Raw genomic sequence first — 26,688 nt, 5'->3', positions numbered from 1 at the left:
TTGCTGGCGATGAAGGCGCCGCGATGTGTCTGACACACCGCTATCGCGCGCAAGCTGCACTCCTACAGGGGGTCCCGGTTACTTGGGTTCGTCGGTTTTCTTCTTCAACTTGGGGTTGGGGAAGAACTGCACCGACTGCACCTTGGCATCCGCCACCTTGAGGGCCGCGGTGTTGACCCGCGTGCTCAATTCCTTGGGTACCGACAGTCCCTGCTCATTCAAGGTGTCGGCGTAGCCGCAGGCCACGCACTCGCGATGGGGCACGTCGTCTTCGCTCCACATCATCAGCTTGTCCTGCTCACTGCACGCCGGGCAAACCGCACCGGCGATAAAGCGTTTCTTGGTCTTCACGGGGGCTTCACTCATGCTGCCGCGTCCTCGCTGAGGCCGCTGTGGCGCAAGAGTGCGTCAATCGACGGGGCCCGTCCGCGGAAATCGACGAACAGCACCATCGGCTCCTGGGAACCGCCACGGGCCAGGATCGCCTCGCGGAAAGCACGACCGGTCGCGGCGTTGAGCACACCTTCTTCCTCGAAGCGCGAGAAGGCGTCGGCCGACAGCACTTCAGCCCACTTGTAGCTGTAGTAACCCGCGGCATAACCACCGGCGAAGATGTGGGCGAAGCTGTTAGGGAAGCGGTTATAGGCCGGTGGACGCATCACCGAGACTTCATCGCGCACGGTTTCCAGCACCTGCAACACATTGCGGCCATCGCCGTGGGTGGCGTGCAGTTCGAAGTCGAACAGCGAGAACTCCAGCTGGCGCACCATCATCATTCCGGACTGGAAGTTCTTGGCCGCCAGCATCTTGTCCAGCAGGTCCTGGGGCAGGGCGTCGCCGGTCTCGTGGTGACCGGAGATCAGCGCCAGGCCTTCGGGTTCCCAGCACCAGTTCTCCATGAACTGGCTCGGCAGCTCCACGGCATCCCAGGCCACGCCATTGATCCCGGAGACGCCGGCATGCTCGATGCGGGTCAGCAGGTGGTGCAGGCCGTGGCCGAATTCGTGGAACAAGGTGGTGACTTCATCGTGGGTCAGCAGCGCTGGCTTGCCGGATACGGCCGGAGTGAAATTGCACACCAGGTTGGCCACCGGGCTCTGCAGCGCGCCGCCAGCGGTACGCCGACGGTCGCGGGCACCGTCCATCCAGGCACCGCCACGCTTGTTGGCGCGGGCGTAGAGGTCGAAGAAGAAGCGGCCGACGTGCTGGCCGTTTTCCTTGATCTCGAACAGGCGGACATCCGGGTGCCAGGCGTCGAAGCCCTTCTGCTCGGCGATCTCGATGCCGTACAGGCGCTGGACGATAGTGAACAGGCCGGACAGCACCTTGTCGATCGGGAAGTAGGCGCGCAGGGCTTCCTGGGACACGCTGTAGCGCTGCTCGCGCAGCTTCTCGCCGTAGAAACCGCTGTCCCAGCTTTGCAGGTCAGGGCAGCCTTGCTCGGCGGCATAGGCCTTGAGCTGTGCCAGGTCCTGGGCGGCGAACGGCTTGCTGCGCTTGGCCAGGTCCCGCAGGAAACCCAGTACCTGGTCGCTGGACTCGGCCATCTTGGTGGCCAGGCTCAGCTCGGCAAAGTTGGCAAAGCCCAACAGCTTGGCCAGTTCCTGGCGCAGGTCGAGGATCTCCTGCATCACCGGGCCGTTGTCGTGCTGGCCGGCGTTGGGGCCCTGATCGGAAGCCCGGGTGCAGTAGGCCGCGTAGACCTCTTCACGCAGGGCACGGTCCTGGGCGTAGGTCATGACGGCGTAGTAGCTGGGGAACTCCAGGGTGATCAGCCAGCCGTCCAGGTCCTTGGCCTGGGCCGCGGCGGCCATCTGCGCCTTGGCCGAGTCGGTGAGGCCGGCCAGCGCCGCTTCGTCGGTGATGTGCTTGGTCCAGGCCTGGGTGGCATCGAGCAACTGGTTGGAGAAGCGACTGCCCAGCTCGGACAACTTGCTCTGAACTTGCGCGTAGCGCTTCTGCTGCTCCGGCGGCAGGTCGATACCCGACAGGCGGAAATCACGCAGGGAGTGTTCGAGGATGGTCTTTTGCGCCACATCGAAACCGGCCGCCTCCGGGCTCTTGGCCAGGGCGTCGAAGGCCTGGAACAGCTCGCGGTTCTGGCCCATCTCGGTGGAGTAGGCGCTCAATGCCGGCAGGCAGGCCTCATAGGCGTCGCGCAGTTCGGCGCTGTTGCACACGGCATTGAGATGGCTGACCGGGCTCCAGGCAGCGCCCAGGCGATCGTTGAGTTCGTCCATGGCCAGCACCAGGCCGGCCCAGGTCGGCGCAGTGGCCTGGGTCTTGAGGATCTCGGCGATGGCGGCGCGGTTGTCAGCCAGGATCTGTTCGATGGCCGGTTGTACGTGTTCGGCGCGGATCGCCGAGAACGGCGGCAGGTCATAGGGCTGCAGAAGAGGGTTGTTCACACTCACGGTGGGCACCTTGGCTGGAAGAAACATGCTTGGGAAACGTAGCACCATCTTAATTACAATCGACCGCCATGGCAGCTATAGACCCCATTAATAAATCTCAGGGAGGCACCCGCACTTGGCTATTCGCACCTATCAGGCCCACACGCCGAAACTCGGCGAGCGGGCCTTCGTCGACCACTCGGCGGTGGTCATCGGCGACGTCGAGATCGGCGCCGACAGCTCGGTCTGGCCCCTGACCGTGATCCGCGGCGACATGCACCGCATCCGCATCGGCGCCCGCACCAGCGTGCAGGATGCCAGCGTGCTGCACATCACCCACGCCGGCCCGTTCAACCCCGAGGGTTTCCCGCTGTTGATCGGCGATGACGTGACCATCGCCCACAAGGTCATGCTCCATGGCTGCAGCATCGGCAGCCGGGTGCTGATCGGCATGGGCAGCATCGTCATGGACGGTGCGGTAGTGGAGGATGACGTGATGGTCGGCGCCGGCAGCCTGGTCCCCCCCGGCAAGCGCCTGGCCAGCGGCTTCCTCTACGTCGGCAGCCCAGTGAAACAAGTGCGCGCCCTGACCGACAAGGAACGCGCGTTCTTCACCTACAGCGCCGGCAACTACGTGAAGCTCAAGGACCAGCACCTGACCGAAGGCTACGACCGGCCCTGATCAACCGTTGTACAGCCCAGGAATTCCCATGCACTACCAAACCGTATTGTTCGACCTCGATGGCACCCTCACCGACCCCCGCGAAGGCATCACCCGCTCGATCCAGTTCGCCCTGGGCAAGCTGGGCATCGACGAACCGGACCTCGCCAAGCTCGAACACTTCATCGGCCCGCCGTTGCTGCAGGCCTTCATGCAGTTCTATGGCTTCGACGAAGCCCGGGCCTGGGACGCGGTGAATTTCTATCGCGAGCGCTTCAAGGTCACCGGCCTGTACGAGAACCGTGTCTTCGACGGCGTCATGCCGCTGCTCGAGACCCTCGGCGGCCAGGGCCGGCAGCTGTACATCGCCACCTCCAAACCCTGGGTGTTCGCCCGGGAGATCGCCCGCCACTTCGACTTCGCCAAGCACTTCAAGGTGATCTACGGCAGCGAGCTGGACGGCACCCGCACCGACAAGGTGGAGCTGATCGCCCACCTGCTGGAGCAGGAACGCCTGGACCCGGCCGACACCCTGATGATCGGCGACCGCAAGCACGACCTGATCGGTGCGAAGCGCAACGGCCTGGACGCGGCAGCGGTGGGTTACGGCTTCGGCAGCCACGAGGAACTGAGCGCCGAGGCACCGGCCTATCACTTCCAGACCCTGGAGCAACTGCACCAGGCCTTCCTGCAACGCTGAACCGAGCGCATCGTGGGCCAGCACGCCAACCCGTGGCCAACCCGTTACGCGCGGGGCTGGTGAAACGGGTTGGCGACTCTGCGCTTTGGGATGCGATCTGGATTTGACGATCCGGCCTCATCGCGGGCAAGCCTGGCGCCTACGAAAGCAAACGTATTGCTTGGCGTGCTTCTAGAGGCCACCCATCAGGGCTTTGAGCGCCGCCTTGCGCTTATCGGCCGACTGGCGACCGAGCTTTTCAACCGCCGCGTAGAAGGCTGGCCAGTCGCCGTGCTCCTCCTTGAACAGTGCGGCGAACGCTGGCACCCACTGGTCGTACAGACCGAAAGGCAGGAGCCGGGCGTTGTTCATGGGGGCGTCGATCCAGGCGTCGTAGCGATTGGCGCCGGCCCATTGGCTGTCCCGTAGGTGGCGATAGTCCTGGCGCATCCGCTCGAACTCCAGGGCCTTGCGCTGGCGCATCTGCTCGGCGGGCAGGGGCAAGGCATAGAGCTGTTCCAGGCGCTTGCGGGTGTCGAGCACCAACTGGGTCAACTGGTCGCGCTGGCGCAATGCGTTATCGGTGGACGCAGGCAACCCGCGATAGGCGCGCCACTGCCGGGTGCCTTCCTGCTCGACGAAAGTGGCGAAGGACTCGTTGAACTCGGTGTCGTCCTTCACATAGAAGCGCTGATGGGCCAGTTCGTGAAAGATCAGGGTGGCCAGGCGCTCGTCGCCCCAATGGGTCATCGAGCTGATGATCGGATCGTCGAACCAGCCCAGGGTGGAATAGGCTTCGACCCCACCGATGGTCACGTCCATGCCCTTTTGCTGCAACAGCGCCGCCTCGCCCCGGGCCGCTCCCTGGCTGTAGTAGCCGCGATAGGCCACGCAACCGGCGATGGGGAAACAATGGGTTTGCGGGGCCAGGGAAAACTCCGGCGTGGCGAACACATTCCACACCACGTATTGCCGGCCGATATCGACGTACAGCCGATAGCTGCGGTTGTCCGGCAGGTGCAAGTGCTCGCTGGCGAACGTGCGGGCCCGCTGCGACTGGGCCAGGTGGGCACGCAGGGTAGCATCGCGGGATGGATCGGCCAGCACCTGGGCCACAGGTACGCGCGAGCGCAGCAACTGCCATTGGCCACTGGCCAGCTGGCTGTAGTAGCCAGCACTGCTGCAACCGTTGAGCAGTAAAAGCACCAGGGGCGGAAACCAAAAGCGCAAAACGCGATCAAGTACCCCATGGCTTGGACACGGCCTATTCAAATCGAATCATCCAGAGAGAGTCTGCCCGCAAGACTATCTCGCCTGCCTGGAGTTTCGCCATGCGCGTGTTGCTGCTGACCACCGGTTTACTGGCCCTCAACGGTTGCGCGGGCCTGCCCGACCCTGACCCCACGCAAGCCTGGATCGACCTCGCCCCACCCCGGGACACCCAGTTGCAAGCCCTGAAAGTGGATGCCAAAGGCGCCGAGGATCCACGTTACTTCCAGGTCCAGCCGGGCAGCCATGAGCTGATCCTGCGCTACCAGTTCGCCGTGGCGCCCGGCAACATCGGCGGCGATGCCGAGGAACCGTTGTGGCGCGACTGTCGGTTGAACGTGAAATTCGCCGGATTCAACGCTGGCCAGCGTTATCAGGTGCGCGCCGGCAATATCGGCTTCCATCCCTGGGCCAGGCTCTACGACGAGCAGCACACCCTGCTGGGCAAGGCGCAACCGGCAGGCTGCCAGCGCAGCTGATCGGCGTTATGCTGGAAGCCCCCTCTCCGACCTGGCTTCCTTACGTCATGCGCCTGCCCCTGCTGGTCCTTGCCTTTGCCACCCTCACCGCCTGCAGCACGCCGCTGCCCAGCGTCGACCCGCAACAGGCCTGGATCGACCTGGCCACCCCGGTGCCCGGTGGCAAGCTGATCATGGCCGAACGCCTGGATAACCAACGCCTGAGCGATGGCCGGTTCTTCCAGGTCACTCCCGGCAGCCACGAACTGATGGTGCGTTTCGATTTCGAGGTGTTCGCCGGCGGCATGGGCATGACCACCGACCCACAAGAGCGGCTGTGCTACCTGAGCCTGCGCTATGACCACTTCCAGGCCGGCCAGCGCTACCGGCTGGAAGCCCGCAACCTGGCGTTCACCCCCAGCGCCCGGCTGTACAACGCCCAGCGCGAGATCGTCGCCGAGGAGCGGATGGTCAATTGCGTGCCGTGAGCCGCTTCAGCGATCGTTCTTCTGGTAGATGATCTTCTTGGTGCCGTTCTCACAGCTGCCGACCACCATGTTGTCGTCGTGGACCTCGTCGTTGGTGACGATTTCCAGGGTGTAGGAGGAGACGCCCCGGGCCTGGATCTTGGCTTCGATCTCGGCCTTGAGTTCCTCGCAGGGCTTGGGCGCGGCCAGGGCCGATGTGGCCAGCGCACAACTTGCTACCGCCAAGGCAAAACGTTTCATGATTGCAAACTCCCTTGATGCGGCGCGTGCGAACGCACACTCAAGCCGCAGTCCGGTATTCGACCACATTTTCCATGACCCGGTTCTGAACTGGCGCACAGCCTGGGCGTGCCGGTTCCCGATGCAGGAACCGGCGACCACGGTCAGCCGAGCAGGGTCGCGTCCAGCGTGATGCTGGCCTTGAGCACCTTGGATACCGGGCAACCGTCCTTGGCCTTGCGGCTCAGCTCGTCGAACTGTTGCTGGCTGGCCCCCGGGATCCTGGCCTTGAGGACCAGGTGCACCGCAGTGATGGCAAAACCGCCATCGACCTGGTCCAGGGTCACCTCGGCCTGGGTATCGATACTCTCGGCCTTGAGCCCGGCCTCGCCGAGGATCATGGAAAACGCCATGGAGAAGCAGCCGGCATGGGCCGCGCCGATCAGTTCTTCCGGGTTGGTTCCCCTGCCGCCTTCGAAACGCGCCTTGAAGCCGTAGGGAGCCTCGCGCAGGACCCCGGTTTCAGTGGAGATCGAGCCGATCCCGGTTTTCAGGTCGCCTTCCCAATGGGCCGAAGCCTTTTTCTTGATAGCCATCTGTCTCTCCTCAACGCCGCGGCACGGGAGCGCACCGCCATGATTTCCCGCATCTCAAGGGTTGTGAGGATAGATGCCACGGTAAAGTTCAGCCGGTGTGAGCGGACCATTTACCCGACAAATTCACTCTGGCTATTGAAACTCGGGTATATGCCCACATTGCATAGGTCTGACTTACAAACTTCGGCAGGTTTTGGCCCATGACAAAAGCCTGCACATCCCAAGGAGACGCAGGCTTATGAAACCGCTGTCCGCTGTGAAGTTCTCGACCCTCGACCTGGTGCCCGTGCGTGAAGACGGCAGCCCGGCCCAATCCCTGCACAACTCCCTGGACCTGGCCCAGCATGTGGAGAAGTTCGGCTATACCCGGTTCTGGGTCGCCGAGCACCACAACATGGACGGCATCGCCAGCTCCGCCACTTCGGTGCTCATCGGCTACCTGGCCGGTGGCACCTCGACCATTCGCGTCGGCTCTGGCGGGGTCATGCTGCCCAACCATGCGCCGCTGGTGATCGCCGAACAGTTCGGCACCCTGGAAAGCCTGTACCCGGGCCGCATCGACCTGGGCCTGGGCCGTGCCCCGGGCTCGGACCAGATGACCGCGCGAGCCCTGCGCCGCGAACGTTCCGGCAGCGCCGACGACTTCCCCGAGGACGTAGCCGAGTTGATGGCCTACCTGGGCCCGCGCTCCCCGGAGCAGCGAGTGATCGCGATGCCCGGCACCGGCAGCAACGTGCCGGTATGGCTGCTGGGTTCCAGCCTGTTCAGCGCGCAGCTGGCCGGGGAGCGGGGCCTGCCCTACGCCTTCGCCTCGCACTTCGCACCGCGCTACATGCATGAGGCGATCCGCGTGTACCGCAATCACTTCAAGCCTTCGGCGGTACTCGACAAACCCTACGTGATGCTCGGGGTACCGCTGGTGGCCGCCGATACCGACGAGCAGGCCGACTACCTGGCGACCTCGGTGTACCAGCGGATCCTCGCCCTGATGCGCGGCCAGAGCCTGGTCCAGCGCAAGCCGGTCAAGAGCATGGACGGCCTGTGGCTGCCCCATGAGAAGGAAGCGGTGGGCAGTTTCCTCGGCCTGGCGATGATCGGCAGCCCGGCGAAGATCCGCGCCAAGCTAGAAGTACTGGTGGAGCAGACCGGTGCTGACGAGCTGATCTTCACTTGCGACCTCTACGAGCACGCCGACCGCCTGCACTCCTACGAGCTGCTGTCCCAGGTGATGAAGGGCTGAGCAGGCCTGGATCCCGGGCACAAAAAAGCCGACGCTTGGCGTCGGCTTGGTTTTTTCTGGAGGCTACAAGGGATCAACCGCGCTTGTAGACAATCTCCTTGGTACCGGCTTCGCAGGAGCCGACCACCTTGCCGTCCGCCGCAGCGCCCTTGTCGACCACTTCCAGCGAGTAGTGGGCGACGCCCTTGGCATCGAGCTTCGCGGCAATTTCGCCCTTGAGCTCCTCGCATGGCTTGCCGGCAGCAAGGGCAGTTCCCGCAAGACTGAACAAAGCAGCAGCTAAAACTAGTTTTTTCATCGGTCACATTCCCTGGTCGGATCAAAAGAGGCGGCGTGGACGCCAGCCTGACAGAGGCTCAAGACAGTTGTAGCGCTTTGCCATTTCCTATGGCACTCGGCCAGCGCACAAGTTCCAGAGCCTAGCTCAAGCCCTCAACTATTGGCAATGCGGAAGCCGACCTTGAGGGTGACCTGGAAATGCGCCGCCTTGCCGTCCTTGATATGGCCACGGGTCTCGGTGACTTCGAACCACTCCAGGTGCTTGATGCTCTTGTGCGCCTCGGCCAGCGCGTTATTGATCGCGTCTTCGATGCTGTTGGGCGAAGAACCGACCAGTTCGACCTTCTTGTAGGTGTGATGATCACTCATGGCACTCTCCTTTTCCGGTGATGAACTAAAGCCTAGCAGTGATTGCCTGGGGCACTTGTGACGCCTTGTCTCAGGGGCAATTCAGATTTTCTGCACTTTCCCAAGGCCGTGCAGTCGGAACCTACACACCTCATCACCCCGTTGCAGGAGAGCCCACATGGCCAATTCGTCGTCACGCAAAGCCTCGTTGGAAAGTATGGAAGCCGAGATCGAGAGCCTGCTCAAATCCCTGGAAAGCCTCAAGGATGATGCTTCCGAAGAGTCGCGCAAAACCCTCAAGACGCTCAAGAGCAATGCCGAAAGCGCGCTGAAACACTCGCGCAGCCTGCTCAGCGATGCCTATGAAGAGGTCAAGGTGAAAACCCGCGAGACCGGGATCGCCACCCGCGACTACGCCCAGGAACACCCCTGGACCACCGCCGGCGTCGCCGTCGGGGCCATTGGCCTGCTGGCCGCCTACCTGTTGTGCAAACGCAACAACTGAGTCCAGCTCCCCACAGCAGAACTCAAGCCGGCTGGCGCAGCTCGGTCTTCAACCACTGCGCCAGCTGCCGGGCGCGCCCGTCGGCGGCGCGCTTGGGCGACCATAGCGCCAGCTGTCCCGGGGTATCGCAAAAACCCCAGGGCGCCACTAGCCGACCCGCCAGCAAGTCCTCGGCCACCAAGGGTTCCGGGGCGATCGCCACCCCCAGCCCGGCCACCGCCGCCTCCAGCAAGTAATACAGATGCTCGAACCCCTGGCCGTATTTCAGTGCCTCGGGGGCAATGCCGTTGCGCCGTGCCCAACTGGGCCAGGCCTGGGGTCGGGAGGTGGTGTGCAACAGCGGCTCGGCCGCCAGGGCCGCCGCCGGGGCCTGGTGCAGGCGCGGATAACCGGCGTAGCGCGGGCTGAGCACCGGGCCGATGCGTTCGCTGGCCAGCTCATGCACCTGCATGTCCGCCGGCCAGGGCGGCTCGGCAAATACCAGCAGGGCATCCAGCCCTGGCCGCCGTGGGTCCAGATCGCCTTCGTCGGCGGACAGGTGCAGGCGCAGGTCCGGCAGGTCGGCATTCAGCCGGCCCAGGCGCGGAATCAACCAACGCGCCAACAGGCTGCCGGAACAACCGAGGACGAAAGGCGCATCGGCACTGCCTTGAGTGAGCTCGGCACAAACATCCCGCAACCGCTCGAAGGCCTCACTGCTGGCGTCCCGCAGGCGAACCCCGGCATCTGTGAGTTTAATGCCGCGTCCATCCTTGCTGAAAAGGCTCAGCCCCAAGTGTTCCTCAAGCACCTTCAATTGCCGGCTGACCGCACCGTGGGTGACATGCAGCTGCTCGGCGGCCTGGCTGACGCTGTTCAACCGGGCGGTGGCTTCGAAGGCCCGCAGGGCATTCAGGGGGGGCAGGTCGCGGCTCATTTGACTTGTGAGTTTTCCTGACAGGTTGTGGCGATCTTATCGGTTTTCAGGGCCCGGTGGCAGGGGTAGAGTGGGGTCCATTGTTTCCACGCTTTCTTCCACGAATCCATCCGGGAGCGCTCCAATGACCCAGTCCCAATTGCGTAATGGTCCTGACGAAAACGGCCTGTTCGGCGGGTTCGGCGGCCGTTATGTCGCAGAAACCCTGATGCCGCTGATCCTCGACCTGGCCCGTGAATACGAAAAGGCCAAGCAGGACCCCAAGTTCCTCGAAGAGCTGGCCTATTTCCAGCGCGACTACGTGGGCCGTCCCAGCCCGCTGTACTTCGCCGAGCGCCTGACCGAACACTGCGGCGGCGCCAAGATCTACCTCAAGCGTGAAGAGCTCAACCACACCGGCGCGCACAAGATCAACAACTGCATCGGCCAGATCCTCCTGGCCAAGCGCATGGGCAAGCAGCGCATCATCGCCGAGACCGGCGCCGGCATGCACGGCGTGGCCACCGCCACCGTGGCCGCGCGCTTCGGCCTGCAATGCGTGATCTACATGGGCACCACCGACATCGAGCGCCAGCAGGCCAACGTGTTCCGCATGAAGCTGCTGGGCGCCGAGGTGATCCCGGTCGTGGCCGGCACCGGCACCCTCAAGGATGCGATGAACGAAGCCCTGCGCGACTGGGTAACCAATGTCGACAACACCTTCTACCTGATCGGTACCGTGGCTGGCCCCCACCCGTATCCCGCCATGGTCCGCGACTTCCAGGCAGTGATCGGCAAGGAAACCCGCGAGCAGATGCAGGCCCACGAAGGTCGCCTGCCGGACAGCCTGGTGGCATGCATCGGCGGCGGCTCCAACGCCATGGGCCTGTTCCATCCGTTCCTCGATGACCAGGGCGTGCAGATCATCGGCGTCGAGGCCGCGGGCCACGGCATCGAGACCGGCAAGCACGCCGCCAGCCTCAACGGCGGGGTGCCTGGCGTACTGCACGGCAACCGCACCTTCCTGCTGCAGGACGACGATGGCCAGATCATCGACGCCCACTCGATTTCTGCCGGCCTGGACTATCCCGGCATCGGCCCGGAACACGCCTGGCTGCATGACATCGGCCGGGTCGAGTACACCTCGATCACCGATACCGAGGCCCTCGAGGCATTCCACCAGTGCTGCCGCCTGGAAGGCATCATCCCGGCGCTGGAGTCCTCCCACGCCCTGGCAGAAGTATTCAAGCGCGCACCCAACCTGCCCAAGGACCACCTGATGGTGGTCAACCTCTCGGGCCGTGGCGACAAAGACATGCAGACCGTGATGCACCACATGCAACAGTCCCAGCAGGAGAAACACTGATGAGCCGCCTGCAAACGCGCTTTGCCGAACTCAAGGAACAGAACCGCGCCGCCCTGGTGACCTTCATCACCGCCGGTGATCCGAACTACGACACGTCCCTGGCGATCCTCAAGGGCCTGCCGGCCGCTGGCGCCGACGTGATCGAACTGGGCATGCCCTTCACCGACCCCATGGCCGACGGCCCGGCGATTCAGCTCGCCAACATCCGAGCCCTGGGCGCCAAGCAAAACCTGGCGAAAACCCTGCAGATGGTCCGCGAGTTCCGCGTGGACAACAGCGACACGCCGCTGGTGCTGATGGGCTACTTCAACCCGATCCACCACTACGGCGTACCGCGCTTCATCGCCGATGCCAAGGCTGCCGGGGTCGATGGCCTGATCGTGGTGGACATTCCGCCGGAACATAACAGCGAGCTGTGCGACCCGGCCCAGGCCGCGGGCATCGATTTCATCCGCCTGACCACGCCGACCACCGACGACGCGCGCCTGCCCAAGGTGCTCGATGGCAGCTCGGGGTTCGTCTACTACGTGTCGGTGGCCGGGGTGACCGGCGCCGGTGCCGCGACCCTGGAACATGTGGAGCAGGCCGTGGCCCGCCTGCGCCGGCATACCGACCTGCCCATCAGCATCGGCTTCGGCATCCGCACCCCGGACCAGGCCGCGGCCATCGCCCGCCTCGCCGACGGCGTGGTAGTGGGCTCGGCGCTGATCGATCACATCGCCAGCGCCGAAACTCCCGCCCAGGCCGTGGACGGTGTACTGAGCCTGTGCTCGGCGCTGTCCGAGGGCGTGCGCAAGGCCCGCGCCAACTGAAGGTAAAGTTCCTGATACAGAGGAATCTCACCCTCTGGACGCAGACTAAACTGGCAAGACCGAGGGTTTCGGGACCACAGTCCTGAAACCCTTTTTGCTGTGTGTGCTGCGAGGAACACCTGATGAAAATCTCCAAGCGTCTGATTGCCGGCGCCGCGTTGCTGATGTTCAGCGCCGGCCCAATGCTGCAGGTCATGGCCGATGAACGCGATGGCCATGAGCGTGGCGGACCACAGCAGGAGCATTGGGACCACCGTGGCGAAGAGCACCGTGAGGGCCCGGGCTACGATCACCGTGGGGGCCCGCCCCGGGATTTCGGCCCGGTGCGCCAGACCATTCGCGACAACCGGGGCTACTTCGTGCGGGGCGCGCCACCACCGCGCGGGATCCACCTGGTACGCGGCGAACGCCTGCCCCGGGGCTACTACGGCGAACGCCTGGACAGTCGGGCACTGTCGCGCCTACCGGTCTACCCCGGTTATGAATGGCGACGCATGGGCGCCGATGTCTTCCTGATCGAGGTCGGCACCGGCATCGTCTATGACATCCTCGACGGCGTGCTCTACTGAACGTCCCATCACCGAGCCGGCTCCCTCGGGGCCGGGCCGGCTGCTCAGAACACCGTCAAGTCCAGAGGCCGCAGCGCGCCCATCCAGATCGCATGGTCGGTGTGATCCCGTAGCTCATCGCCGGTTTCCGGGTGCAGGAACACCACCAGACCCTGGCGATTGAGCGCCAACCAGGGCACCACCTGGCCGAACAGTTCCGGCCCGAAGGCCAGCTGGCAGCTCCAGTCCGGATGTGGCCCGACTTGCCGCTCGTGGACCCGGCCCATGCGCAGGTCGAACAAGTGCGCCGCCTGCTCGCACAAGGCCCGGGCCTGGTCGATGGTGCTGGCGTCAAAATAGACATGGGCGTGATAGCCCTTGATTCGTTGCATGCAAACCCTCGCGATAAAAGACGAACCCTCAGGACCCGCCACAGGTCACAAGCCTACCTGTAGTAAACAAGGAGGCCCGGCCATGAAAAATGCCGAAACCCCAGTGGTCAAGCTGGCGCTCTATGGTGCCATGAGCAGCCTGGGCAGTGCGCTGATGGCGGAGAGCCTGAGGCGCCAGCATGAAGTCATCGCCATACTCGACGATCTCACCGCCCTGGCCCCGCGCCCAGGCTTGCGCACCAAGGGCGGCAACCTGTTCGATGCCCACGGCGTGCAGCAGAGCGTAGCCGGCTGCTCGGCGGTGATCTGCCTGCTGGATGCTCCTGGCCTGCCGGGCAGTGCGATCCCGGGCAGGATCACCGATCCGCTGGCCCAGGTGCAGGCCGCCGATGCACTGGTTGCAGGCCTGCAGGCCGCCCAGGTGCAGCGGCTGGTGCTGGTGGGGAATTTCGCGATTCTCGACGATCCGCCCGCATACACCAGCCTGCCCCATCACGCCGCCGGGGAGATCCTCGAGGCCCTGCACAGCAGTCCCCTGGACTGGACCCTGGTCAACGCCCCGCGCTCCGTGGCCGGGCTGGGCATCGAACACTTCAACCAGGTAGGGGACAGCCTCGAACCCGGGCTCACCGAACTCCTGCGGCGGCTCAACGGCGTGGCCGTGGGCATCAATGACGAGCTGCATCTGAATCTGCACCTGCGTGAGCATGTGGAGTTCATCGGCATCCACGAAAACGCTTGATGCTCAGGACTGGTGGGCCAGGGTCGCCGCCACGTCCAGCAGCTGCCGGCGCAACCACAGATGGGCCGGATCGGCATCGTTGCGCCCATGCCAGATCGCCAACAGTGGCGAGGGTTCGACCGCCAGCGGCAACGGCCGTTGGCACAGGCCCAAGCGCTGCTCCAGGTCCCGGGCCAGGGGTTGCGGCACGATCGCCACCAGAGGCGACTGCTCCAGCAATTGCGGCAGCACCAGGGAGTGGGGCAGGGTGACCTTGTACCGGGGCCGGCGGTCGATCGCCGCCATGGCCTGCTCCAGTTGCTGGCGATGGAACATCTCCGACTGCCGGGCAATACCCCGCTCGAGGATGTAGCCGTTGACCGCGCCTTCCTCCTGGCCACCGACCGAGAGGATCACCAAGGGGCAGTCCGCCAGCGCCTGTAGCGTCACCTGCGGCGACTCGAGCAGCGGGTGATCGGGGCACATCAGCAACACATCCCGCTGCTCCCACAGGCAGGCGCTGTGCACCCGGCTCGGCAGCTCGGCGAACATGCCGATGGCCAGGTCGATGCGCCCGACATCGATCTGTTCGGCCAGGTCCAGGCGGGTCGAGGGCCGGACCACCAGATCCACCCCCGGCGCCTGCCGGGCCAGGCGCTGCAGCAATGGCGCCAGCAGCACCGAACTCAGGTAGTCGTTGCTCGCCAGGGTGAAGGTGCGCACGGCGCTGGCCGGGTCGAAGGCCTCCACGCCCACGGTGCGCTGGATGCTCAGCAGCGCCTCGCGCAAAGGGCCGGCAATCGCCTCGGCCCGGGCCGAGGGCTGCATGCCCCGGGCGGTGCGGATGAACAGCTCGTCCTGCAGGGATTCGCGCAGCCGGGTCAGGGCATGGCTGACCGCCGACTGGCTCAAGTGCAGGCGTTTGCTGGCCAGGAGGATGCTGCGGTCCTCATAGACGGCAGCGAAAACCCGCAGCAGGTTGAGGTCGAAACGGGGGAGGCCGGGCACTTCGTCACGGAGCATATTGCATATCCTGCAGGAGGCTATTGCGGATTGTTCGCTTGCCGCCAGGGGCGGGCGCGGGCAACTTTAGCAGCATCCGACAAGCAACCAGAGCGCCTCGAAAACCATCGCGGCGCTCACGCTGGCGGCTTGCCCGACGTTTGCTGCAAACCCTTTGGGAGCGATGGTTTCCAGGGCCTTGCAGCCGCCATGGAAGACCACCCTGGAACCGCACATGAGCCCACCCTGCAACCGACCGCTCGCGCCGCCCGACACCACCGATCTCAATGACATTCCTGCCAGGGACTGGGTCGCGACCCGGCTACCCCGCACCTGGCAACCCTATGCCCGGCTGATGCGCCTGGACCGCCCCATCGGCACCTGGCTGACCCTGCTGCCGGCCCTGGCCGCGCTGCTGCTGTCTGCCGGACGAGTCCCGGAGGTCCGCCTGGTGCTGGTATTTACCCTGGGCGCCCTGCTGATGCGCAGTGCCGGTTGCAGCATCAACGACATCCTCGACCGCCGCTTCGACGCCCAGGTCAACCGCACCCGCCAACGCCCACTGGCCAACGGCTCGTTGAGCCTGCATCAAGCGCTGGCCTGCCTGGGCATCCAGTTGCTGCTGGCGGCGGCCCTGCTGTTGACCCTGCAACCCCTCACGGTGCTATTGGCCCTGTGCTGCCTGCCCCTGACCCTGATCTATCCACTGCTCAAGCGCTTCACCCACTGGCCCCAAGCCTTCCTCGGCGCGGTGTTCAACTGGGGCGTGCTGATGGCCAGCGTAGAGACCACCGGCACCCTGCAACCCAGTGCCCTGGCGCTGTGGCTTGGCTGCCTGTTCTGGCAACTGGGCTACGACACCCTGTACGCCTACAGCGACCGCGAAGACGACCTGAGAATGGGCCTGCGCTCCACCGCCACGCTGTTCGCGGGGCACGGCAAGGCCTGGATCGCCAGCTTCTACGCCACGACCCTGGTGTGCTGGTGCATAGCGGGAGTCCTGGCCGGGGCCAGCCCCGGGTTCTTCATCCTGCTGTTGCCCATTGCCCTGTCCCTGGCCTACCAGCTCGGCCAGTTCAGCCCGGATGATCCCGGCCCCTGCAACCAGCTGTTTCGTAGCAACTGCCACATTGGCGTCCTGCTGCTGGCCGGGGCCTCGGTGGCCATCGTCTAGCCACGGCTTTGGCCATACCCGCAACAACCACGACCTCCAACCCCACAAGGACTTGTCATATGCCTGCCTGTTCGCTCGCCCCAAGAAACGCCTCGCCAGCCCCACGCCCCCTGCCGGACCAGTGGGCCGCACTGCTGCTACGCCTGGCCCTGGGCACCATGTACATCGCCCATGCCTTGTTCAAGATCCTGGTCCTGGGCTGGCCCGGGGTCATCAAGCTGTTCAGCCTCACCGGCATGCCCGAGTGGATGACCTACCCGGCCGTAGCCGCGGAACTGCTGGGCGGCTTGCTGCTGATCCTGGGGATCGGCGTGCGCTGGGTGGCCCTGGCGCTGTTGCCGATGCTGCTGGGGGCCATTGCTTTCGTCCATGGCGCCCACGGCTGGATCTACACCAGCCCGGGCGGTGGCTGGGAGTACCTGGCCTTCCTGGCAGTGGTATCGCTGGCGCTGGTATGCCTGGGCAATGGCGCGCTGTCCCTGGCAGAGCTGTTCAAGGCCCCGGCTAAAGGGCAATGGATGGCAACGCCAGCCCCTTGAGGGTCTGGGCGCTGGCGGCCTGCTCGGCCATCAACCAATCGACGAAGCGCTGGATCAACGGCCCCCGGCGCTTACGCTGGGGCAGCACCACGTAATAGCCGTAGCTGGAAATCACCGTCTCGGCGATAGGCCGGCACAACAGGCCCTGGGCCAGCAGGTCGTCCACCAGGTGGCGCCAGCCGATGGCCACGCCCTGGCCACCGATCGCCGCCTGGATCAACAGGGTGTAGTTATCGAAGCGCAACTGCCCCGGCGCTGGCGCGGAGGCGATACCCAGTTCGCGAAACACTCCGCTCCAGTCGAACCAGTGGCTGCTGGCCTCGCCGCGCAAGTGCAGCAATGGCAATTGCAAAAGCGCTTGGGCGGGCAGGGGCAAGGTGCGCTCCTTGAGCAATGCCGGGCTGCACACTGCGAACACTTCTTCGTTGAACAGCCAGCGGCTTTCCCCATGCTTGAAGCGCCCATCACCGAACAACACCGCCACGTCGATATCGCTGCGCAAGGTGGCGTGGCTGCGTTCGCTGGTCACCAGGCTGACATCCACCTGCGGGTTGGCGGCATGGAAGCGGTGCAGGCGCGGCATCAGCCAGTAGGCTGCGAAGGCAAAGTCCGTCGCCACTTGCAGCACCTCATGCTGGTGCTGCTGGCCGATGGCATTCAAGCCTGCCTCGATGCACTGCAGGCCGGCCTGTACGTGCTCCAGCAACAGGGAGCCCGCCTCGGTCAGTTCGATACCACGGTAGATCCGATCGAACAGGCGAACCTCCAGTTGCTCCTCCAGGCGCTTGATCTGCTGGCTGACGGCGGGCTGGGTGGTACCCAGCTCTACCGCTGCGGCAGTGAAGCTATGCAAGCGGGCCGCTGCTTCGAACACTCGCAGCAGGTCCAGGGACAGGTCACCCAGGGCTTCATGCATAAGCTGTGCTTATCCTAGTCATTGTCGTGCATGGGCTTTACCGCCATCGGTGGGGAAATCATCCTCGATCGCAGCAATCTCGCATAACCATCGACTATGGAATGCCGCGATCCCATGAAGCGCAAGAACATTCTTTTCATCATGGCCGACCAGATGGCCGCGCCCTTGCTGCCGTTCTACGGCCCGTCACCGATCCAGTTGCCCCACCTGAGCCGCCTGGCTGCGCAAGGCGTGGTGTTCGAGGCGGCCTACTGCAACAGCCCGTTGTGTGCACCCTCGCGTTTCACCCTGGTCAGCGGCCAATTGCCCAGCAAGATCGGCGCCTACGACAACGCCGCCGACTTTCCCGCCGATGTACCGACCTACGCCCACTACCTGCGGCGCCTGGGCTACCGCACGGCGCTGTCGGGCAAGATGCACTTTTGCGGCCCGGACCAGTTGCACGGCTATGAAGAGCGCCTGACCAGCGACATCTACCCCGCCGACTACGGCTGGGCGGTGAACTGGGACGAGCCCGACGTGCGCCCCAGTTGGTACCACAACATGTCCTCGGTGCTGCAGGCCGGGCCCTGCGTGCGCACCAACCAGCTGGACTTCGACGAGGAGGTGCTGTTCAAGGCCCGGCAATACCTGTTCGACCATGTCCGCGAGGCCGGCGACCGGCCGTTCTGCCTGACCGTGTCGATGACCCATCCCCACGATCCGTACACCATTGCCAAGGCCTACTGGGACCTGTATCGCGACGAGCAGATCCCCATGCCCCAGGCACTGCCCCAGGACCAGCAGGACCCGCATTCCCAACGCCTGCTCAAGGTCTACGACCTGTGGGACAAACCACTGCCCGAGAACAAGATCCGCGATGCCCGGCGAGCCTACTTCGGTGCCTGCAGCTACATCGACGACAACGTCGGCCAGCTGCTGCAGACCCTGGAGGAAACCGGCCTGGCGGACGACACCATCGTGGTGTTCTCCGGCGACCACGGCGACATGCTCGGCGAACGTGGCCTCTGGTACAAAATGCACTGGTTCGAAATGGCCGCCCGGGTGCCGCTGCTGATTCATGCCCCGGGGCAGTTCGCCGCCAGCCGGGTCAGCCAGGCGGTGTCCACCGCCGACCTGCTGCCGACCCTGGTCGAGTTGGCCGGCGGCGCCCTGGAACCTGACCTGCCCTTGGACGGCCGCTCCCTGCTGCCGCACCTGCGAGGGCGGGGCGGGCATGACGAGGTGTTCGGCGAATACATGGCCGAAGGCACCGTCGGCCCGTTGATGATGATCCGCCGCGGCGCCTACAAATTCATCTACAGCGAGGATGACCCGTGCCTGCTGTTCGATGTGGCCAACGACCCTCACGAACGCGAGGAACTGTCCCGCTCAGCGGCGCATCGCCAACTGTTCGCCGACTTTCTCCAGGAAGCCCGCAGCCGCTGGGACATGCCACGGATCCACCAACAAGCACTCGCCAGCCAGCGGCGCCGGCGCTTCGTCGCCACGGCCCTGGGCATCGGCAAGCTCAAGAGCTGGGACCACCAGCCGCTGGTGGACGCCAGTGCGCAGTACATGCGCAACCACATCGACCTCGATGACCTGGAGCGCAAGGCTCGTTATCCACAACCCTGCCAAGACCAATGACAAACAATCGAAGGGGAAGCGCATGCAGAAGTTATCCACAGCAGTGATCGCCACGCTGGTGCTCTTGGCCAACGCACCGGCCTGGGCCGAGCCTGGATGCGAGACGGTGAAGATGGCCGACCCGGGCTGGAGCGACATCGCCGCCACCAACGCCATCACCGGCTTGTTGCTCGAGGGCCTGGGCTACAAGCCCAAGGTCGATACCCTGGCGGTGCCGATCATTTTCGGCGGGCTCAAGGATGGCCGGGTGGACGTGTTCCTGGGCAACTGGATGCCGGCGCAGCAGGGCTTCCATGACAAGTTCGTGGCCAACGGCGATGTCACCCGGCTGGCACGGAACCTGGAGGGCACCCAGTTCACCCTGGCCGTGCCGGACTATGTATGGGACGCCGGGGTGCATGACTTCAACGACCTGAACAAATACGCCGAACAGCACCCCCAGGAGGTCGACAGGAAACTCTACGGCATCGGCTCCGGAGCTCCGGCCAACCTGTCGTTGCAGGAGATCATCAAGAACAACGACTTCGCCCTGGGCCAGTGGAAGCTGGTGGAATCCAGCGAGCAGGCGATGCTCGCCGAAGTGTCGCGGGCGGTGAAAAAACACAAGTTCGTCACCTTCCTCGGCTGGACCCCGCACCCGATGAACGTGCAACTGAACATGCGCTACCTCACGGGGGGTGAGAAATACTTCGGCGCCAGCGGCAGCGTCTACACCCTGACCCGCAAGGGTTATGCACAGGCCTGCCCGAATGTCGCCAGGCTGCTGGACAACCTGAGTTTCACCCAGGACATGGAGAACAGCATCATGGCCGAGGTGGTCAACCGCAAGATCAGCAACGCCGAGGCCGCCAAGGCCTGGATCAAGGCCAACCCGGCGGTGCTGGACCAATGGCTGGACGGGGTGAAGACCCTCGACGGCAAGGATGCGCTGCCAGCCGTGCAAGCCCGCCTCTAGCCCCCATCGTAGGAGCGAGTCTTGCCCGCGAGGGGCTACGCAGTAGCCCCAAGACCTGCGCACGCGTTGCCTCTGAAGGAACTCGTGGCCTGGGCTGGTCGCCCCCTTGCTCCTACAGGAGAGGGGTAAGCCCAGCGGCAATGCTTTACCCTGAAACCTCTGAACAAGCCGACCGCGAGGACCCATGGCCTGGCCCAACCGCCATTCACTGTTGCCTTTTCTCGGCTGGCTGCCGCGCCAGACCCGTGCCAGCGTCGGGCGCGACCTGCTGGTGGGGCTGAGCGGCGCGATCCTCGCCCTGCCGCAATCGATCGCCTACGCCCTGATCGCCGGCCTGCCACCGGAATACGGGCTGTACGCGGCCATCGTCCCGGTGCTGGTGGCCTGCCTGTGGGGTTCGTCCTGGCACCTGATCTGCGGCCCCACGGCGGCCATCTCCATTGTCCTCTACGCCAGCGTCAGCCCCCTGGCCGTACCGGCCTCCGAGGACTACATCACGCTGATCCTGCTCCTGACCCTGCTGGCCGGCGTCTTCCAGTGGCTGCTGGGGATGCTGCGCTTCGGCGCCCTGGTGAACTTCGTCTCGCATTCGGTGGTGCTGGGCTTCACCCTTGGTGCAGCGGTGGTCATTGCCCTGGGCCAGTTGCCCAGCCTGATGGGCCTGGACCTGCCGAACCAGGCCACCGCCCTCGCGAGCCTCGGCCAGCTGTTACAGCACCTGGACCACCTCGACCGCCCCTCCTTGCTGCTGGGGCTCGGCACCCTGGCACTGGGGGTCGGCTTCAAGCTGCTGGCCCCGCGCTGGCCGGGCCTGCTGCTGAGCCTGGTCATCAGCGCACTGGTGCCCTGGCTGCTGTCGGGGCTGTTTGCTCATGTGCAGTTGGTGAGTGCCTTCGCCGGCCGGCTACCGCCCCTGACCCTGCTGCCGCTGGACCTGGAACTGATCCTGCGGCTGCTGCCCAGTGCCGTGGCAGTCGGCATGCTGGGGCTGGTGACCAGCTTGTCGATCGCCCGCTCGCTGTCAGCCCGCTCGGAACAGCTGCTGGATGCCAACCAGGAGGTACGCGCCCAGGGCCTGTCGAACATCGTCGGGGCCTTCTTCTCCGGCTACCTGTCCTCCGGCTCCTTCACCCGCTCGGGGCTGAGCTACGAGGCCGGCGCCCGCTCGCCCCTGGCCGGGGTGTTCTCGGCACTGTGGGTGGCGTTGTTCGCGGTGGCCGGCGCCGGGCTGATCGCCCATATCCCGATCCCGGCCATGGCCGGCAGCATCCTGCTAATCTGCTGGGGGCTGGTGGATCACCGGGCCATCCGCGCCTTGTTCCGGGTCAGTCGCGCCGAATTCGTGGTGATGAGCCTCACCTTCGTCGCCACCTTGCTCCTGGAGTTGCAGACCGCGATCTATGCCGGGGTCCTGGCGTCGCTGTTCTTCTACCTCAAGCGCACCTCGCAGCCCCGGGTGCAGCACAGTCGCGAAGGCGATGAGGATATTTTGCGGGTCGGGGGCTCGATCTTCTTCGGGGCCAGTCACTACCTGCAGGTGCAGATGCAGCGCTGCCACGGGGCAAGACTGGTGATCGACGCGCGGCAGATCAACTTCATCGACTATTCGGGGGTCGAGATGCTGCACCAGGAAGCGCGCCGGCTCAGGCGCCAGGGCCGCAGCCTGACCCTGCGCCGGGCGCGGACCTCGGTGATCGAGGAATTGAGGAAGCTCGAAGGCGCGGAGCAGTGCCCGATCCACTTTGAGGATTGAGCACCGGTTGCTGCGGGGTCATAGCGGTGGCGCTATCGCGGGCAAGCCGGATCGCCGCCCGCTCGCTCCTACGGGGATTGGGTACTCTGCGTAGGAGCCAGGACTTGTCCGCGCTGAACGATGAGGCGATCGGTCAGAGCGCCAGCTGGCGCCGCAGCTCGGCCAGTACCGGAGCACTGTCGGGGCGCACGCCACGCCACAGGTAGAAGGCCTCGGCCGCCTGCTCGGCGAGCATGCCCAGGCCATCGAGCACCAGGGCCGCGCCCTGTTCGCTGGCCCAACGGCAGAAGGTGGTCGGCTCCTTGCCATACATCATGTCGTAACACACCGTCTTGCCCGGTTCGACCAGGCTGGCGGCGATCGGCGGCAGCTCGCCCGAGAGGCTGGCGGAAGTGGCATTGATGATCAGGTCCACCGACTCCTCCAACCAGTCGAAGCCACTGGCCGACACCGGTCCCAGGTCGGCGAACGCTGCGGCCAGTTGCTCGGCCTTCCCCACGGTGCGGTTAGCGATCACCACCGAAGCCGGCTGCTCGGCCAGCAAGGGTTCCAGGGCGCCGCGTACCGCACCGCCGGCCCCCAGCAACAGGATGCGCTTGCCCTTGAGGCTGACCCCGGCGTTGACCGTCAGGTCGCGCACCAGTCCGGCGCCATCGGTGTTGTCGCCCAGCAAGCGGCCATCGGCCTGCTTGCAGAGGGTGTTCACCGCCCCGGCTCGTTGCGCGCGTTCAGTGAGGCTATCGCACAGGCGATAGGCTTCTTCCTTGAACGGCACCGTGACGTTGGCCCCACGCCCATGGGCGAAGAAACCACGGGCGGCCCCGGCGAAATCGTCCAGGGGCGCCAGCAAGGTGCTGTATTGCAGATCCTGGCCGGTCTGTTCGGCGAACAGTCGATGGATCAGCGGCGACTTGCTGTGGCCGATCGGATTACCAAAGACAACGTACTGGTCCATCTCATCCCCCTTGTGCAGTAGCGGTTCGCCGGTGTCAGTGGCTGCCGGCCAGCCAGTCTCGATCCTTGAGGAAGTACTCGGTCAGGCGTGCCTCTTCGCTGCCTGGCTCGGCCTTCCAGTCATAGCCCCAACGTACTTGCGGCGGCAGCGACATGAGGATCGACTCGGTGCGGCCGCCCGATTGCAGGCCGAACAGGGTGCCACGGTCGTAGACCAGGTTGAACTCCACGTAGCGGCCCCGGCGGAACTCCTGGAACTCGCGCTGCTGCTCGGTGTAGGGAGTGGCCTTGCGACGCTGGACGATGGGCAGGTAAGCCTCGATGTAAGCGTCGCCGATGGCGCGCATGAAGGCGAAGCTGGTGTCGAAGTCCCACTCGTTCAGGTCGTCGAAGAACAGGCCACCGATGCCCCGTGGTTCGTTGCGATGCTTGAGATGGAAGTAGCTGTCGCACCAGGCCTTGTAGCGCGGGTAGACATCGGGGCCGAAGGGCGCGCAGGCACGCTCGGCGACCCGGTGCCAGTGCACGCAGTCTTCTTCATTGCCGTAGTAGGGCGTCAGGTCGAAGCCGCCACCGAACCACCAGACCGCTTCCTCGCCTTCCTTCTCGGCGATGAAGAAGCGCACGTTGGCGTGGGAAGTGGGTACATGGGGGTTATGCGGATGGATCACCAGGGACACGCCCAGGGCCTCGAAGCCGCGACCGGCCAATTCCGGTCGGTGGGCACTGGCGGACGGTGGCAGGCCGCTGCCGAACACATGGGAAAAGTTGACCCCGCCTTTTTCGATCACTGCACCATTGCCGATCACTCGGGTACGTCCGCCGCCGCCAGCGGGGCGGGTCCAGGCGTCCTCGATGAAACGGGCGCCACCGTCTTCGGTTTCCAATGCAGCGCAGATACGGTCTTGCAGGTCGAGCAGGTAGGCCTTCACGGCCTCGGTGCGGGTAGTCATGGCATCACCTTGGGTCGGGCAAAGCTACGCGGCGCTAGGGATGACGCGCAGGCCGGCGCAAATGGGCGCGTAGCATAACACCGCGCCGGGGCCCGCCGCAGTTGACGAAGGTCAAGCGGAGGAGTCCGATAGGGCACTTTCAGCATGCGACCCAGGAGAGTGGACAGATGGCCAGACGTATCCAGTTCCGTGCCCATGGCGGCCCCGAAGTACTTGAGTATGTGGATTACCAGCCAGCCGAGCCGGGCCCCCAGGAGGTGCGTGTCAGCAACCGGGCCATCGGCCTGAACTTCATCGATACCTACTACCGCAACGGCCTCTATGCACCGCCGGTACTGCCTTCGGGCCTGGGCTCGGAGGGCGCCGGGGTGGTCGAGGCCGTGGGCAGCGCGGTGACTCGCTTCAAGGTCGGCGACCGGGTGGCCTACGGCGGCGGCCCACTGGGGGCCTACAGCCAGGTCCATGTGCTGCCCGAAGCCAACCTGGTGTACCTGCCGGACGCCATCAGCTTCGAACAGGCCGCCGCGGTGATGCTCAAGGGGCTGACCGTGCAGTACCTGTTGCGCCAGACCTACGAGCTCAAGGGCGGCGAGACCGTGCTGTTCCATGCTGCGGCAGGTGGAGTCGGTTCCCTGGCCTGCCAATGGGCCAAGGCCCTCGGCGTGAAGCTGATCGGTACGGTCAGCTCGCCTGAGAAAGCCGCCGTCGCCAAGGCCCTCGGTGCCTGGGAAACCATCGACTACAGCCATGAGAACGTGGCCCAGCGGGTGCTGGAGCTGACCGGCGGACGCAAGTGCCCGGTGGTTTATGACGGTGTCGGCAAGGACACCTGGCTGACCTCCCTGGACTGCCTGGCACCACGCGGCCTGATGGTCAGCTTCGGCAATGCCTCTGGAGCGGTGGAAGGAGTGAACCTGGGCATCCTGGCGGCCAAGGGTTCGCTGTACGTGACCCGGCCGACCCTGGGCAGCTACGCCAACAATGCCGAAAACCTGCAGCACATGGCCGACGACCTGTTCCGCATGATCACCAGCGGCCAGATCACGGTGGAAATCAACCAGCGCTTCGCCCTGGCGGATGCGGCCAAGGCCCATGTCGAGCTGTCGGCGCGACGCACCACCGGCTCCACCGTATTGCTGCCGTAGAAGTTCATGGCTGTCGTGGCGAGGGCGCTTGCCTCTCGCCACGAGCCATTCAGGAAGGCCGTACCACCCGACCAGTGGCCAAATCGCGGATCAGGCTGGGGTTGCGGCGCCCACCCAGGCTGCCACCCAGGACCAGGTCCAGTTGGCCACGGAAATACTGCTCGATACGAATGCGCGTGCGCGCTGCAGGCCGCCCCTGGGGGTTGGCCGAGGTGGAGATCAGCGGCCCGACCAGGGCACAGAGCTCACGCACCAACGGGTGGTCGCTGACCCGCAAGGCCACGGTGTCATGGACCCCGGTGACCCATTCGGGCAGCAGGTTCTGGTGGGGCACCAGCCAGGTATTGGGGCCAGGCCAGGTGCTGGACATGCGTTCGATCCAGGCTTCGGGGAAATCCTCGAAAAGAAAGTCGAACTGGTGGATATTGTCGGCGATCAGGATCAAGCCCTTGTCCACCGAACGCGACTTGATCGCCAACAGGCGATCCACCGCCTCTTCATTCCACGGATCGCACCCCAGGCCCCAGACCGCTTCGGTTGGATAGGCAATCACCGCCCCTGCGCGAATCTCTCGTGCGGCTTGTTGCACACGCCAACTGCTGACCATTGCCGACTCTCCAGATAAAAGCTGTGCGCAGTTTACCGATCCTGCTTATAAAACCTAGCTCAGGCATGCAAACCAGCGCCCGTTTTCATTGACGGCCCGCCCATCGATCTCCAACTCGGTCAGGCTTGCCAAGACCCGGGGCAGGGGCCAGCCGCTGGCAAGCGCCAGGGCTTCGCTGGTGTGAGGTGCGATTTGCAGCAGGGCCAGCAACGGATGCTGGCTGCTGGCTACCGGCTCGACCGCAGGCGGCAGGCGCTGCCACCCCTGCAAGGTTTCGAGGATGTGCTGGACGCTTTCCACCAACACCGCCCCATCGCGGATCAACTGATGGCAGCCGCGGGCGCCGGGGTGATGGATCGAGCCGGGAATGGCATAGACCTCGCGGCCCTGTTCTGCCGCCAGCCGGGCGGTAATCAGCGAACCACTGGCCACGCTGGCCTCCACCACCAGCACCCCCAGGGACAGGCCACTGATGATCCGGTTGCGCCTGGGAAAGTGCTCCGGGCGTGGGCCCGCATCCAGGGAAAACTCCGAAACCACGGCACTTCCCTGGTCGATCATCGACCTCGCCAGGTTTCGGTGACGTTGTGGATAACAATTTTCCAGGCCCGTACCGAGCACCGCCACGGTGCGTCCGCCCACCTCCAGCGCCGCCTGGTGCGCCGCACCATCGATGCCCAGCGCCAGGCCGCTGGTGATGACGAAACCCGCCTCGGCCAGGCTCCGGGAAAACGCCATCGCGGTATCCAGCCCTGGCCGTGACGCACGACGGCTGCCCACCATTGCCAGTTGCGGTAGCTCCAGAATCGAGGGGTCGCCAGCGACGAACAGCAGGGGCGGGGCATCGTCCAACTGGGCCAGCAGGGCCGGGTAGTCTGGCTGGTCCCACATCAGTAAATGCTGGCCCTGGCCATCTATCCAGGCCAGGGCATGCCGCGCGCTTTCCCGGACTTGGGCAGTACGCCGGGCCTCGGCGCACACTGCGGGCAGCCCCAAGGCCTGCCAGGCACTGGCCGGGGCGCTGAGAGCCCTGGCTGCGCCATCGAAGGCCTGCAACAGGCGGCGAAAACGCATGGGGCCAAGGGCAGGCAGGCCATGCAAACGTAAACGAGCCTCCAGTTCCGCAGGGGAAATGGCGGCGGTAATCGGCTGCGACATGGATCATCCTTGATCGTCATCGGTCCGGCGAATA

The 26,688-nt window shown here is 65.0% G+C and carries 31 protein-coding genes and 1 pseudogene; 17 read left to right on the top strand and 15 right to left on the bottom strand.

Annotated features, from left to right (window positions below; genetic code table 11):
* Nucleotides 1-78: 78 nt before the first annotated feature.
* Both C4K39_RS00280 and prlC read right to left on the bottom strand, forming a co-directional pair.
* The gene (locus C4K39_RS00280) at nt 79-366 is read right to left on the bottom strand and encodes a YheV family putative zinc ribbon protein (RefSeq protein ID WP_068578077.1); all 288 of its coding nucleotides are present in this window, start codon (nt 364-366) and stop codon (nt 79-81) included.
* On the bottom strand, nt 363-2,441 hold the full coding sequence (prlC, locus tag C4K39_RS00275) for an oligopeptidase A (protein ID WP_164487259.1): 2,079 nt from the start codon (nt 2,439-2,441) through the stop codon (nt 363-365). The genes C4K39_RS00280 and prlC overlap by 4 nt, the downstream gene beginning before the upstream one ends.
* A gap of 88 nt (nt 2,442-2,529) precedes the next feature.
* Between prlC and C4K39_RS00270 the strand changes: the two genes are divergently transcribed.
* From C4K39_RS00270 to C4K39_RS31735, 3 genes and pseudogenes are all read left to right on the top strand, one after another.
* On the top strand, nt 2,530-3,075 hold the full coding sequence (locus C4K39_RS00270; RefSeq protein ID WP_124345403.1) for a gamma carbonic anhydrase family protein: 546 nt from the start codon (nt 2,530-2,532) through the stop codon (nt 3,073-3,075).
* Between the two features lie 28 nt (nt 3,076-3,103).
* Nucleotides 3,104-3,754: an HAD family hydrolase gene (locus tag C4K39_RS00265; protein ID WP_124345402.1), complete on the top strand. Its 651-nt coding sequence runs from the start codon at nt 3,104-3,106 to the stop codon at nt 3,752-3,754.
* Nucleotides 3,755-3,774: 20 nt separating this feature from the next.
* A pseudogene (locus tag C4K39_RS31735) lies at nt 3,775-3,861 on the top strand (REP-associated tyrosine transposase); the annotation flags it as partial.
* A gap of 64 nt (nt 3,862-3,925) precedes the next feature.
* On the opposite strand, the gene C4K39_RS00255 reads toward C4K39_RS31735, so the two are convergent.
* A complete protein-coding gene (locus tag C4K39_RS00255) occupies nt 3,926-5,005 on the bottom strand; it encodes an aminopeptidase (protein WP_124345401.1) in 1,080 nt (359 codons plus the stop codon).
* Between the two features lie 59 nt (nt 5,006-5,064).
* Here C4K39_RS00255 and C4K39_RS00250 point away from each other — a divergent pair, with 59 nt between their 5' ends.
* Together C4K39_RS00250 and C4K39_RS00245 are read left to right on the top strand one after the other, a co-directional pair.
* Nucleotides 5,065-5,481 carry a PA0061/PA0062 family lipoprotein gene (locus tag C4K39_RS00250; protein WP_068578069.1) on the top strand — a complete coding sequence of 139 codons (417 nt, stop codon included), beginning with the start codon at nt 5,065-5,067 and terminating at the stop codon, nt 5,479-5,481.
* A gap of 47 nt (nt 5,482-5,528) precedes the next feature.
* Nucleotides 5,529-5,948: a PA0061/PA0062 family lipoprotein gene (locus tag C4K39_RS00245; protein WP_124345400.1), complete on the top strand. Its 420-nt coding sequence runs from the start codon at nt 5,529-5,531 to the stop codon at nt 5,946-5,948.
* Between the two features lie 6 nt (nt 5,949-5,954).
* Here the strand turns inward: C4K39_RS00245 and C4K39_RS00240 are convergent, their stop codons facing one another.
* Together C4K39_RS00240 and C4K39_RS00235 are read right to left on the bottom strand one after the other, a co-directional pair.
* On the bottom strand, nt 5,955-6,188 hold the full coding sequence (locus C4K39_RS00240; protein WP_022642240.1) for a DUF1161 domain-containing protein: 234 nt from the start codon (nt 6,186-6,188) through the stop codon (nt 5,955-5,957).
* A 143-nt stretch (nt 6,189-6,331) separates the two neighbouring features.
* Nucleotides 6,332-6,763: an OsmC family protein gene (locus tag C4K39_RS00235; protein WP_068578065.1), complete on the bottom strand. Its 432-nt coding sequence runs from the start codon at nt 6,761-6,763 to the stop codon at nt 6,332-6,334.
* 238 nt (nt 6,764-7,001) lie between these two features.
* Between C4K39_RS00235 and C4K39_RS00230 the strand changes: the two genes are divergently transcribed.
* A complete protein-coding gene (locus tag C4K39_RS00230) occupies nt 7,002-8,003 on the top strand; it encodes an LLM class flavin-dependent oxidoreductase (protein ID WP_068578063.1) in 1,002 nt (333 codons plus the stop codon).
* 73 nt (nt 8,004-8,076) lie between these two features.
* Here C4K39_RS00230 and C4K39_RS00225 read toward each other — a convergent pair whose 3' ends face one another.
* On the bottom strand, nt 8,077-8,301 hold the full coding sequence (locus tag C4K39_RS00225) for a DUF1161 domain-containing protein (protein ID WP_068578061.1): 225 nt from the start codon (nt 8,299-8,301) through the stop codon (nt 8,077-8,079).
* 134 nt (nt 8,302-8,435) lie between these two features.
* The gene (locus C4K39_RS00220; RefSeq protein WP_022642236.1) at nt 8,436-8,651 is read right to left on the bottom strand and encodes a dodecin; all 216 of its coding nucleotides are present in this window, start codon (nt 8,649-8,651) and stop codon (nt 8,436-8,438) included.
* 157 nt (nt 8,652-8,808) lie between these two features.
* Here C4K39_RS00220 and C4K39_RS00215 point away from each other — a divergent pair, with 157 nt between their 5' ends.
* Entirely contained in the window at nt 8,809-9,135 is a 327-nt protein-coding gene (locus C4K39_RS00215) for an ElaB/YgaM/YqjD family protein (protein ID WP_068578059.1), read from the top strand.
* Between the two features lie 22 nt (nt 9,136-9,157).
* On the opposite strand, the gene C4K39_RS00210 is transcribed toward C4K39_RS00215, so the two are convergent.
* Nucleotides 9,158-10,051, bottom strand: coding sequence for a LysR family transcriptional regulator (locus C4K39_RS00210; RefSeq protein ID WP_124345399.1), 894 nt, complete (start codon nt 10,049-10,051; stop codon nt 9,158-9,160).
* A 124-nt stretch (nt 10,052-10,175) separates the two neighbouring features.
* Here C4K39_RS00210 and trpB point away from each other — a divergent pair, with 124 nt between their 5' ends.
* From trpB to C4K39_RS00195, 3 genes are all read left to right on the top strand, one after another.
* Nucleotides 10,176-11,396: a tryptophan synthase subunit beta gene (trpB, locus tag C4K39_RS00205; protein WP_022642233.1), complete on the top strand. Its 1,221-nt coding sequence runs from the start codon at nt 10,176-10,178 to the stop codon at nt 11,394-11,396.
* Nucleotides 11,396-12,208 carry a tryptophan synthase subunit alpha gene (gene trpA / locus C4K39_RS00200; protein WP_124345398.1) on the top strand — a complete coding sequence of 271 codons (813 nt, stop codon included), beginning with the start codon at nt 11,396-11,398 and terminating at the stop codon, nt 12,206-12,208. Before trpB ends, trpA begins: the two co-directional genes overlap by 1 nt.
* A gap of 122 nt (nt 12,209-12,330) precedes the next feature.
* The gene (locus C4K39_RS00195; protein ID WP_068578053.1) at nt 12,331-12,777 is read left to right on the top strand and encodes an RcnB family protein; all 447 of its coding nucleotides are present in this window, start codon (nt 12,331-12,333) and stop codon (nt 12,775-12,777) included.
* Between the two features lie 44 nt (nt 12,778-12,821).
* Here the strand turns inward: C4K39_RS00195 and C4K39_RS00190 are convergent, their stop codons facing one another.
* Nucleotides 12,822-13,148 (bottom strand): DOPA 4,5-dioxygenase family protein, encoded by a 327-nt coding sequence (locus C4K39_RS00190; RefSeq protein ID WP_068578051.1) that lies wholly within the window; start codon nt 13,146-13,148, stop codon nt 12,822-12,824.
* Nucleotides 13,149-13,230: 82 nt separating this feature from the next.
* Here C4K39_RS00190 and C4K39_RS00185 point away from each other — a divergent pair, with 82 nt between their 5' ends.
* Nucleotides 13,231-13,890: an NAD(P)-dependent oxidoreductase gene (locus tag C4K39_RS00185; RefSeq protein ID WP_124345397.1), complete on the top strand. Its 660-nt coding sequence runs from the start codon at nt 13,231-13,233 to the stop codon at nt 13,888-13,890.
* Nucleotides 13,891-13,893: 3 nt separating this feature from the next.
* On the opposite strand, the gene C4K39_RS00180 is transcribed toward C4K39_RS00185, so the two are convergent.
* On the bottom strand, nt 13,894-14,892 hold the full coding sequence (locus C4K39_RS00180; RefSeq protein ID WP_124345396.1) for a LysR family transcriptional regulator: 999 nt from the start codon (nt 14,890-14,892) through the stop codon (nt 13,894-13,896).
* Between the two features lie 214 nt (nt 14,893-15,106).
* Here C4K39_RS00180 and ubiA point away from each other — a divergent pair, with 214 nt between their 5' ends.
* Together ubiA and C4K39_RS00170 are read left to right on the top strand one after the other, a co-directional pair.
* Nucleotides 15,107-16,045 carry a 4-hydroxybenzoate octaprenyltransferase gene (gene ubiA / locus C4K39_RS00175; RefSeq protein WP_124345395.1) on the top strand — a complete coding sequence of 313 codons (939 nt, stop codon included), beginning with the start codon at nt 15,107-15,109 and terminating at the stop codon, nt 16,043-16,045.
* A gap of 59 nt (nt 16,046-16,104) precedes the next feature.
* The gene (locus C4K39_RS00170) at nt 16,105-16,584 is read left to right on the top strand and encodes a DoxX family protein (RefSeq protein ID WP_124345394.1); all 480 of its coding nucleotides are present in this window, start codon (nt 16,105-16,107) and stop codon (nt 16,582-16,584) included.
* Here C4K39_RS00170 and C4K39_RS00165 read toward each other — a convergent pair.
* Entirely contained in the window at nt 16,550-17,500 is a 951-nt protein-coding gene (locus tag C4K39_RS00165; RefSeq protein WP_068578039.1) for a choline sulfate utilization transcriptional regulator, read from the bottom strand. The genes C4K39_RS00170 and C4K39_RS00165 overlap by 35 nt on opposite strands.
* A gap of 114 nt (nt 17,501-17,614) precedes the next feature.
* Between C4K39_RS00165 and betC the strand changes: the two genes are divergently transcribed.
* From betC to C4K39_RS00150, 3 genes are all read left to right on the top strand, one after another.
* Nucleotides 17,615-19,129 carry a choline-sulfatase gene (gene betC / locus C4K39_RS00160; RefSeq protein WP_124345393.1) on the top strand — a complete coding sequence of 505 codons (1,515 nt, stop codon included), beginning with the start codon at nt 17,615-17,617 and terminating at the stop codon, nt 19,127-19,129.
* Between the two features lie 22 nt (nt 19,130-19,151).
* On the top strand, nt 19,152-20,084 hold the full coding sequence (gene choX / locus C4K39_RS00155; protein ID WP_068578036.1) for a choline ABC transporter substrate-binding protein: 933 nt from the start codon (nt 19,152-19,154) through the stop codon (nt 20,082-20,084).
* Between the two features lie 184 nt (nt 20,085-20,268).
* Nucleotides 20,269-21,837 carry a SulP family inorganic anion transporter gene (locus tag C4K39_RS00150; protein WP_124345392.1) on the top strand — a complete coding sequence of 523 codons (1,569 nt, stop codon included), beginning with the start codon at nt 20,269-20,271 and terminating at the stop codon, nt 21,835-21,837.
* Between the two features lie 133 nt (nt 21,838-21,970).
* On the opposite strand, the gene aroE is transcribed toward C4K39_RS00150, so the two are convergent.
* Together aroE and hemF are read right to left on the bottom strand one after the other, a co-directional pair.
* A complete protein-coding gene (gene aroE / locus C4K39_RS00145; RefSeq protein WP_124345391.1) occupies nt 21,971-22,792 on the bottom strand; it encodes a shikimate dehydrogenase in 822 nt (273 codons plus the stop codon).
* A gap of 34 nt (nt 22,793-22,826) precedes the next feature.
* Complete coding sequence (gene hemF / locus C4K39_RS00140) at nt 22,827-23,744, bottom strand: oxygen-dependent coproporphyrinogen oxidase (protein ID WP_124345390.1); 918 nt, start codon at nt 23,742-23,744, stop codon at nt 22,827-22,829.
* A gap of 167 nt (nt 23,745-23,911) precedes the next feature.
* Here hemF and C4K39_RS00135 point away from each other — a divergent pair, with 167 nt between their 5' ends.
* On the top strand, nt 23,912-24,889 hold the full coding sequence (locus C4K39_RS00135) for an NADPH:quinone reductase (protein WP_068578028.1): 978 nt from the start codon (nt 23,912-23,914) through the stop codon (nt 24,887-24,889).
* Nucleotides 24,890-24,938: 49 nt separating this feature from the next.
* On the opposite strand, the gene tsaC is transcribed toward C4K39_RS00135, so the two are convergent.
* Together tsaC and dprA are read right to left on the bottom strand one after the other, a co-directional pair.
* Nucleotides 24,939-25,496 (bottom strand): L-threonylcarbamoyladenylate synthase type 1 TsaC, encoded by a 558-nt coding sequence (gene tsaC / locus C4K39_RS00130; protein WP_068576641.1) that lies wholly within the window; start codon nt 25,494-25,496, stop codon nt 24,939-24,941.
* A gap of 54 nt (nt 25,497-25,550) precedes the next feature.
* Nucleotides 25,551-26,654, bottom strand: coding sequence for a DNA-processing protein DprA (gene dprA, locus C4K39_RS00125; RefSeq protein ID WP_068576639.1), 1,104 nt, complete (start codon nt 26,652-26,654; stop codon nt 25,551-25,553).
* Nucleotides 26,655-26,688: the final 34 nt, after the last annotated feature.

Origin of the sequence: Pseudomonas sessilinigenes (genome assembly GCF_003850565.1) — a bacterium.
Classification (GTDB): Bacteria; Pseudomonadota; Gammaproteobacteria; order Pseudomonadales; family Pseudomonadaceae; genus Aquipseudomonas; species Aquipseudomonas sessilinigenes.
This window is presented reverse-complemented; position numbering and strand designations above follow the sequence as displayed.